This window comes from Saccharothrix sp. ST-888 (assembly GCF_000955975.1).
Taxonomy (GTDB): Bacteria; Actinomycetota; Actinomycetes; order Streptomycetales; family Streptomycetaceae; genus Kitasatospora.
In genome coordinates this window covers 1-688 of record NZ_JYJF01000320.1, presented here as the reverse complement: position 1 = coordinate 688, position 688 = coordinate 1, and the positions used below count along the sequence as shown (strand labels likewise).

At 70.8% G+C, this 688-nt stretch carries 1 protein-coding gene and 1 pseudogene; both read right to left on the bottom strand.

The window, feature by feature from the left end; all coding sequences use genetic code 11:
* Nucleotides 1-362 (bottom strand): annotated as a pseudogene (locus UK12_RS32875) (transposase); the annotation flags it as partial.
* Between the two features lie 29 nt (nucleotides 363-391).
* Nucleotides 392-583 (bottom strand): hypothetical protein, encoded by a 192-nt coding sequence (locus UK12_RS32870; protein ID WP_045306872.1) that lies wholly within the window; start codon nucleotides 581-583, stop codon nucleotides 392-394.
* Nucleotides 584-688 lie beyond the last annotated feature (105 nt).

Sequence of the window (688 nt, the reverse complement as noted above, 5' to 3'; positions counted from 1 at the left end):
TCGGTGGACGCGTGCTGCCAGGGCCATCGGTCGGGCAGGTGGAGTGTTGGCCGACGGGCTGAACGGGCCAGCCGGGCAGGGACGTTGACCAGGTGGGCCCGCAGGGTGGCGGTGGTCGCTCTGGTGTGGAAGGGGCCGGCGAGGCTGCCGGCGGCCCGCAGCAGGTTGTGGGTGATCGTCCACAGGGTGAGCCACGCGGCGTTGGCCTGGAAGTGCCCGGAGGGCAGGTGGGCCAAGGCCGATCCCTTGCCGTCCGCGATGACCTGCTCGATCGTGGCGTGCTGCCGGTGCCGCAGCTCGGCCTGGAGTACCTCGAACGGGCTGTCGGTGAACACCGGGTGGTAGCGCCAGGCCGTGAAGAGCTCGCCCTGCCCGGCCGCGACCTCGGCGTTCAAGCGGCGGACACGGCGCACATCGCCGCGACCAGCGTCATCACCTTCGCGGCCGGATTGGCCCCGGCACCGCTGCCGGTTCCTTCGATGCGCAGCCTGTCGCCGACCAGGGCGGGCAGGCCGGCGCGCTCGGCCAGGCGGACCAGCGGGACCAGCCCCGCGCCCGCGATCAGATTCGGCTCGTCGAACACGACGGAGACGGCCGAGACAGCGTGAGAGGATTGCACTTACGAGATGCCTTGCCGATTGTGCGTGGTGGAGCCTAGAGAACTCCCATCATCGCAGGTCGCAAGGCA